Here is a 7,361-nt window from a genome sequence, read left to right on the forward strand (position 1 = left end):
CGCTACATATTGCGCCATAGCCGCCTTGTGCGTGACCGGAACCTGCGAATTTCCGCCGGATGCCGTCGCGATGGCGGCATCCACAATTACACCTCATCGTGAGCTCTGGAGGAAAAACCGATGCACACCGCATTCCATGTCGAATTCGATAAATGGCCGGAGGAGCAATCAGTCAAAACGCACAACCGCTGGCATCCGGACATCCCCATGGTCGAAACCTTCAAACCCGGTGCGGAATTCCGGGTGGAATGCTACGACTGGACCGGCGGCCAGATCAAGAACGACGACAGCGCCAACGACGTGCGCGATGTCGACCTGACCAAGGTGCATTATCTGAGTGGCCCGTTCGGGGTCGAAGGCGCCGAGCCAGGAGACCTCATGGTCGTCGATCTGCTCGATGTGGGATATCTGCCGGAATCCCAATGGGGGTTCACCGGCATATTCGCGCGAGACAACGGGGGCGGATTTCTGACGGAACACTATCCCGATGCCCGCAAGGCTTGCTGGGATTTCCATGGAATCTATACGACCTCGCGCCACGTGCCAAACGTCCGCTGGGCAGGGATCGTCCATCCGGGTCTGATCGGTTGCCTGCCTGACGAGAAATTGCTTAAGGCCGCGAACGACCGAGAAGCCAAGCTGCTATCGACAGACCCTGACCGTGTTCCGCCGCTGCTGGCACCACCCCACGCGGATACCGCGCTAATGGGGCAGTTGGAGGCGGGTAAGGCTGCGAAGGCAGCCGCCGAGGCTTGGCGCACAGTCCCGCCGCGCGAACACGGCGGCAATTGCGACATAAAAAACCTTTCACGCGGCTCGCGGATCTACTTCCCGGTCTATGTACCGGGCGGCGGCCTGTCGATGGGGGACATCCACTGGTCGCAGGGTGATGGCGAGATCACTTTCTGTGGTGCGATCGAGATGGCAGGATACCTCGACATCGGAGTCGATCTGATCAAGGGCGGTATGGAAAAATACGGGGTTATCAATCCGATCTTCCGGCCCAGCCCTATCGAACCGCATTTCGCGGAGTATCTGGTTTTTGAGGGCATCTCTGTCGACGAGACAACGGGCGAACAGTTCTATCTGGATGCCCATGTGGCTTATCGCCGGGCGTGCCTCAACGCCATCGAGTATCTCAAGAAATTCGGCTATAGCGGCGAGCAGGCCTACGTCATACTCGGAACCGCGCCGGTTGAAGGACGTATCAGCGGAATCGTCGACATTCCGAACGCCTGCTGTACCCTCGCTATCCCAACCGAAATCTTTGACTTCGACATCCGACCGTCGGCGCAGGGACCGACGAAGATCGAGAATACGGTGTCGGTTGCCCAAGCCAGCTGACGCCCCGACCATTCACCAGTGCCGCCCACGGTCAAAAACGACTTTTGCCGTCCGGGGTCGCACAACGTTAAAGCGGACGACCGTATCCGCGGACAACGGAGGGTTACATGCTTCTGGGATTGGCGCTTCTTTATGTCGGCGCGGTACTGTTCCTGAACGGGCTTTGGCTGATGGGCCGGATTCAGGATCAGGAAATTGCCATCATCAATGTCTTTAGCGGCGGCATAACGCTATTGGTCGCACTCTATTCGGCCTTTGGTCCGGGGGCCGATGCCGCCTCGATCAAAGCGGCCGCACTGACATTGCTCTTCAGCTTCACCTATCTTTGGGTGGCCTTCAATCGCTACAGCCAGGCCGACGGGCGCGGCCTTGGCTGGTTTTCACTGTTCGTTGCAATCACTGCGGTGCCGGTGTGCCTGCAGACATTTGCAGCGGCGAGCACCCTTTGGGATTTCTGGTTCGCGCTGAGTTGGGGCGCCTGGGCTGTGCTTTGGTTCATGTTCTTCCTGCTCCTCGTGCGGGAGGCGAAGATTGCCCGGGTAACCGGAATGGTTGCGATTGCAGAAGGGATTCTGACAGGCTGGCTTCCCGGCTTCCTGCTGCTTAGCGGATTGATCGGCGCGGCCCCTCCTGCAGCAGTCGGAGCGGGGTGATACGAATCCGGTTTCACGTTCGGAACTTAAAAATGCGCGACCGAGTATCTTAGTTTTCCACCCAAAGGTTAATAGGCACCGAAGAGGAAGTCCCCGATACAAAGGAGGTAAAAATGCCCCTATACGACTACAATTGCGGCACTTGCGGTCCCTTTCAGGGTTACGCTTCTATGAGCCGCTACAGGCATCCTGCAAGTTGCCCAATTTGTGGTTCAAAAAGCGCGCGGAAGATATCGCTGCCTTTCGTTGCCAGACTGGCCCCGGCGGTTGTCGGTGCCAATTTGCGCAATGAGAAAGCAGCAGAAAAGCCAATGGTTATGAACCGCTGTCAGTTCGAAAAAACCGGCCGTCATCTGCATGATGTGCAGCAGTCACAGGATCATCATGTGCCGGATACCCGTCAACAAACCTTCCATCGCCTAGAGCCAGGTCTTCGGTCCCATATCGCGCCGGAGCGCCCATGGTTGCTCGGCCACTAACGTCGGGCCTGATACGATGGCTACTCGATAACAAAAAGAAATAGTGAGGCAGAAAAAATTGAACAATATCGTCGAGCAGGACCACCCTTTCACCAAGCGGCGCACTCGACCTATGCTGGGGTCCAAAGCCTTCGCTTCAGCGGCGGTAACGCTTGAGGGAACCAAGGTGACGCACATGATCCGCAACGGTCAGTTCACGCCTGGATTTGTCTGCTTCAGCAGTTCGCCCGATTGGCGGGATAATCAGCCCGCCGGCGCCAACAATGCCACTTGCAATGAAATTCGCAACACAACCTCACGATCAGGCAGATTGCCTGCTTTTTAGCCGGTTCCTCAACATCAACGCTCCCCCGATCACCAAACCCAACAGGTCGGTCCACCAGTCCCCCGAAATCATGCAGACAGCGCCGAAAAGCAAAATCAAGCGCACGATTGGACCCGCTGGACCGATGAACCATGCCTGCACCGAACCAGCCAGCATGAAAACCCCAAAGAGCGCCGTGACGAGATTGCGCGCGCTGACATACCACGGGGCTTCCAGCAAAAGACCCGGGCTATAGAAGAACATGAAGGGTACAATGAAGGCGGCCAGCCCTACCTTGAAGCTGGTTACCGACGTACGCATCGGCTCGGACCCTGCGATTGCGGCACCAGCGTATGCCGCAAGAGCGACGGGCGGGGTGATTGCTGAAACTACGGCGAAATAGAAGACAAAAAAATGTGCGATAAGGGGTTTGATACCAATCTCGATCAACCCGGGTGCGACAACTGAGGCCGCCACCGCATAAGCGGCCGTCGTCGGCATGCCCATGCCCAGGATCACCGCAATCATCATCGCAAAGATCAGCGCCACCAACGTGCTTTGTTGTGCGAGGTCGAAAAGCAAGCTGGAGAAACGAGCGCCCACACCCGTAAGTGAAATCACACCGACGATCAGGCCTGCGCAGGCACAAACGACAATAATCTGCAGCGACATCCGACCGCCATTTCCCAAAGCCTCGTACACTTCTCGCGGACCCATGCGAAACGGTGTCAGCCAGCTGACCATGGCTGCCGACACAATGGCAAGCGTGCCCGCGCGGATGACGGAATAGCCGCTGAAAAGTGCGCCGATCAGGATAAAGATGGGAATGAAGAGATAGACTTGGCGTATCAGGTCAGACAGCCGTGGCAGCTCATCCGGGCGCATCCCGCGCATCCCGGTGCGACTGGCCTCAAAATCGACCATAAAATAGATCGACGCGAAGTAAAGGATCGCCGGGATCAGCGCTGCGATCACCAATTCCGTGTAAGGGATACCGGTTATTTCAGCCATGATGAACGCGCCTGCGCCCATGATGGGCGGCATGATCTGACCACCGGTCGACGCCGCTGCTTCGATTGCGCCCGCAGATTGAGGGCGGTATCCCACCTTTTTCATCAACGGGATGGTAAGCGATCCTGTTGATACGACATTGCCCGCAGAAGTGCCGTTGATCATGCCCATCAGACCCGAAGCAAGCACCGAAACCTTGGCGGGTCCACCACGCGCACGGCCCGCTGCGGCGAAGGCAAAGTCGACGAAATAGTCCCCGACTTTGGAGCTTTGCAAAAAGGCTGCAAAAACGATGAAAAGGATGATGTATGTCGATGACACTGCTGTTGTCGGGCCAAGCAAGCCGTTGTCGGTGACGATATAGGTGAAAAACCTCTTCAGGTCATAGCCCCTGTGTTCCAGAAAGCCTGGCATCCAGGGTCCCAAAAAGGCGTATGCGATAAAGGCAAGTGTGATGACGACAAGAGCCAAACCGGCAAGCCTGCGGGTCAGTTCTGCGATCAGCACGACGATGACGAAGGCGGCCCAGCCATTGTTTTCGTCAGCAAAAGGTGTTCCGGCCCGCAATCGTAATGACAGCGTGTCGAGACTGAAGAGGATAAAACCGCAACTCGCCACTGTCGCAACGATCAAAGCAATATCGGCCAGCGGCAATTGCCCCTGCCGGGCCGGACGGATCCAGCCGGTCAGAATGGCCAACAGCGCTCCACCGGCAAGGGTCCAGCCATATGGCGCCAGCGTCCAGTCTGGTGGCGCCTGTGCACCGGGTTTCATGGTCAACACCGCCGCACTCAGTGAGCCAAAGGCCACTAAAACCGCAACAAGGGCCAAACCACCCAGTATCCCCGAGAAGCGTTTCTTTGCGCCTTCAGTCGCGGCTCGCACGGACAGGTTTGCGCTTAGACCAAAGCCAAGCATCAATGCGCCGGCAATGTGCAAGATGCGAAATGTCCAGGTTTCCAGCGGGGCAATGTTGAGTACATACAAGTGCCATCCGGCGTAGACGGCACATAGCAGGAACCAGATCTTCATCAGCCCTTGCGCGCGGTCCAACTCCGACGTCGCGCCGTTACCGGTGGAGGGTCCGTCCTGGTGGTGCTTCTGGGTGTCGGTCATCGGCCAAGCCCGTCTGCTGCATCTCCTTTGCATCCCACCGGTTTGGCAGGGTGCCTCGTTTCAGTGGCTTGTTCTTGGCGTCAGCCTTTCAACTCGTCCGGGATTTCGAAACCGTTTTCTTCAAACCAGCGGACGGCACCAGGATGCCACGGGATAAAAGTGTTCTTGTCGAAATTCTCAGGCAGGGTTTCGACGGCGGCCTTGTGAATCTCGATCATCTGCGGGTTGCTGGTCATCACCGCTTTGACAACCTCGTAGACAAAGCTTTCAGGCAGGTCGGCATGGGCAATGGCGAAATTCCACATCGACACACTCAGCTGGTCTTCTTCCAGAGACGGATACGTGCCCGCTGGGATCGTAAAGCTGGACACAGGTTGCGTGTCGATGACTACGGCCTGCTCTTCAGGGGAAAAGCCGAAGTAAGTTACATCGGTTTGCGCATCCAGCTGGCTGAACGCCGGATAAGGCAATCCGCCGGCCCAGGTGTAAACATCAATCAGCCCATCCTGCAGCTGGCCCGCCAGGTCCGCAGCACCGCCATTGCGAAACTCGACATTCTTGCCCATGCCTTCGAGTATGCGCGGCCAATAGGTACCGGGCGTACCTCCTGCCGGTCCCACGCCGACAACGGCACCGTCGGGGATATTGCCGAACTCCGTAATGCCAGAGCTTTCCAGCGTCACGGCATGAAAGCCTGTTTTGTACATCGGAAAGATCGCGCGAATCTGGTCGTGCTGAAGGCCGGGCGCCAATGCGCTGTTGCCATTGATCGCATCAAAGGCAGGTCCCATGGTGACCATTCCCATGTCCAGATCGCCGGTCTGCACCAGTGCAGCATTCTGAACCGGACCACCTGTAACTTCTGTGCCCCCGGGAACATCCAACGTTTCTGATATCAGGTTGGTCCAGCCCGTGCCGTACACAAAATAGGTGCCACCCTGACTTGCGGTCCCGACCGAAAAACTGTCGGGCCAGTCGCTTCGGTCTTGGGCCATGGCCATGCCAACGGCAATATAAAATGCACTTGATACAGCGATCGCTTTGCATGCGGTTGAGCGTTGTGTGATTGTCATGGTCTCCTCCTGTTGAGACAGGGCAAACTCGGGGTGTTCAGGAAAAACTTCATTTTTTACCCAAACTATAAAGCTATGCGTGTCTCTGATGGAGGCAAGCGATGTAACGCATTTTCTATTGGCGATTTCCAAAATCTGGGAGGAAGGCAAATGGCGCTATTTGTTGCGACACAGCCGGCGGAAGAGGAACTTATCGATGCTTTCTATGTCCAAATCCGGACACGGGCATCCGAACGCCGGTTAATGTGACAACACCGGTAGGACGGATTGTGCATAAGTTGTCGGGCGATATGCAGGGCTTCAAACTCAAGTGTACCGCCGCCTGTGGAGCCTAAAAAGGAACGGGGACCAACAACCAGCCATGTCCCGGCATTTCGCGGGGTCGATCCGGCGGCATCAATTATTACAACCCGAACGCAACCCCCTCGGTTTCTAAAACCTGTAAGGCTTTTTCGATCCACATTTGGGTCAGGCGCGGTTTAGATAGCGCTGCAAGGTCATCAGGATATTTTCTGCGGTCGCGGGGGCATCGAGACCTTCGTAGTCCCGTCGCTGAACCACGCTTGCCACTGTATCTGACAGAGCGTTCAGAACGCAGATCGCCAGAAAAAAAGGAGGCTCGCCGATAGCTTTGGGCCGGAACACTGAGTCATCGACATTGGTGGACCAATCGACAAATTCCATGCGCATGTCGTTCGGACGATCGCTGCAGGTGGGAATTTTGTACGTTGCCGGGGCGTGCGTTCGCGGACGACCCTGATCGTCCCAGATCAGTTCTTAGGTCGTCACCCAGCCCAGGCCTTGTATGAAACCGCCCTCAAGCAGTCCTAAATCCAAGGCCGGGTTCAAGGATTTGCCGGCGTCGTGCAATAGGTCTAAACGTGTGACCCTTTTCTCGCCAGTCAGGGTATCGACCACAACTTCGGCAACGGCAGCCCCATAAACATAATTCCGATGAGGCTGCCCGGTCATGGCGATCGGATCATACTGGTCTTCCGGCGATTTGTAGTGGCCGGTCGCCAACAGCGATAAACGCTTCATAAATTCCTGTCCGGTGAGATCGTCGAATGAAATATCCTGATTTCCGACCCGGACCCGGTTAGGCAGAAACACGTCTGATCGCGGGGCACAGAATGTTCTTCGGACAAGAATTCTGTGAGCCGAACCTTGATCTTGCGGGCTGCATTTATGGCTGCAGCTGCGTTTACGTCGGTTCTCGAAGAAGCCGCAGTGGCAATCGTGTTCGGAACCTTTTCAGTTGTTGTTGCCGAGACGTGGATCCGTTCGACATCTACCTGCAATTCTTCGGCAATCACCGGATGTGTTGCAAACTTCTTGCGAGTGAAAAAGTTGCCACTCACAAGGCACACTTATCCTACGA

The 7,361-nt window shown here is 56.4% G+C and carries 10 protein-coding genes and 1 pseudogene; 5 read left to right on the forward strand and 6 right to left on the reverse strand.

The genetic code is table 11. The features are described 5' to 3' along the window. Positions 1 to 120: 120 nt before the first annotated feature. From fmdA to GOX66_RS20800, 4 genes and pseudogenes are all read left to right on the forward strand, one after another. Positions 121 to 1,344, forward strand: coding sequence for a formamidase (gene fmdA, locus GOX66_RS20785; protein WP_170765106.1), 1,224 nt, complete (start codon positions 121 to 123; stop codon positions 1,342 to 1,344). 107 nt (positions 1,345 to 1,451) lie between these two features. Beyond that, a complete protein-coding gene (locus GOX66_RS20790; RefSeq protein WP_170765107.1) occupies positions 1,452 to 1,997 on the forward strand; it encodes an AmiS/UreI family transporter in 546 nt (181 codons plus the stop codon). A 113-nt stretch (positions 1,998 to 2,110) separates the two neighbouring features. Then, the gene (locus GOX66_RS20795; protein ID WP_170765108.1) at positions 2,111 to 2,476 is read left to right on the forward strand and encodes a zinc ribbon domain-containing protein; all 366 of its coding nucleotides are present in this window, start codon (positions 2,111 to 2,113) and stop codon (positions 2,474 to 2,476) included. A 52-nt stretch (positions 2,477 to 2,528) separates the two neighbouring features. Further along, positions 2,529 to 2,719 (forward strand): annotated as a pseudogene (locus tag GOX66_RS20800) (DDE-type integrase/transposase/recombinase); the annotation flags it as partial. A 58-nt stretch (positions 2,720 to 2,777) separates the two neighbouring features. Here the strand turns inward: GOX66_RS20800 and GOX66_RS20805 are convergent. From GOX66_RS20805 to GOX66_RS26375, 6 genes are all read right to left on the reverse strand, one after another. Continuing rightward, positions 2,778 to 4,907 (reverse strand): TRAP transporter permease, encoded by a 2,130-nt coding sequence (locus tag GOX66_RS20805; RefSeq protein WP_170765109.1) that lies wholly within the window; start codon positions 4,905 to 4,907, stop codon positions 2,778 to 2,780. A gap of 80 nt (positions 4,908 to 4,987) precedes the next feature. Continuing rightward, positions 4,988 to 5,980, reverse strand: coding sequence for a TAXI family TRAP transporter solute-binding subunit (locus tag GOX66_RS20810; protein ID WP_170765111.1), 993 nt, complete (start codon positions 5,978 to 5,980; stop codon positions 4,988 to 4,990). A gap of 203 nt (positions 5,981 to 6,183) precedes the next feature. After that, a complete protein-coding gene (locus GOX66_RS26370) occupies positions 6,184 to 6,441 on the reverse strand; it encodes an XdhC family protein (RefSeq protein WP_170765113.1) in 258 nt (85 codons plus the stop codon). Between the two features lie 7 nt (positions 6,442 to 6,448). Further along, entirely contained in the window at positions 6,449 to 6,664 is a 216-nt protein-coding gene (locus tag GOX66_RS20820) for a hypothetical protein (RefSeq protein WP_170765115.1), read from the reverse strand. Positions 6,665 to 6,757: 93 nt separating this feature from the next. Continuing rightward, entirely contained in the window at positions 6,758 to 7,093 is a 336-nt protein-coding gene (locus GOX66_RS20825) for a molybdopterin cofactor-binding domain-containing protein (protein WP_170765117.1), read from the reverse strand. Beyond that, on the reverse strand, positions 7,018 to 7,260 hold the full coding sequence (locus GOX66_RS26375) for a molybdopterin cofactor-binding domain-containing protein (RefSeq protein WP_419555573.1): 243 nt from the start codon (positions 7,258 to 7,260) through the stop codon (positions 7,018 to 7,020). The genes GOX66_RS20825 and GOX66_RS26375 overlap by 76 nt, the downstream gene beginning before the upstream one ends. On the opposite strand from GOX66_RS26375, the gene GOX66_RS25895 reads away from it, so the two are divergent. Further along, positions 7,169 to 7,361 (forward strand): hypothetical protein (locus tag GOX66_RS25895; protein WP_237212704.1); only part of this gene is annotated, 193 nt, incomplete at its 3' end. The genes GOX66_RS26375 and GOX66_RS25895 overlap by 92 nt on opposite strands.

Origin of the sequence: Ruegeria lacuscaerulensis, from assembly GCF_013031245.1 — a bacterium.
GTDB classification, from domain to species: domain Bacteria; phylum Pseudomonadota; class Alphaproteobacteria; order Rhodobacterales; family Rhodobacteraceae; genus Ruegeria; species Ruegeria lacuscaerulensis_C.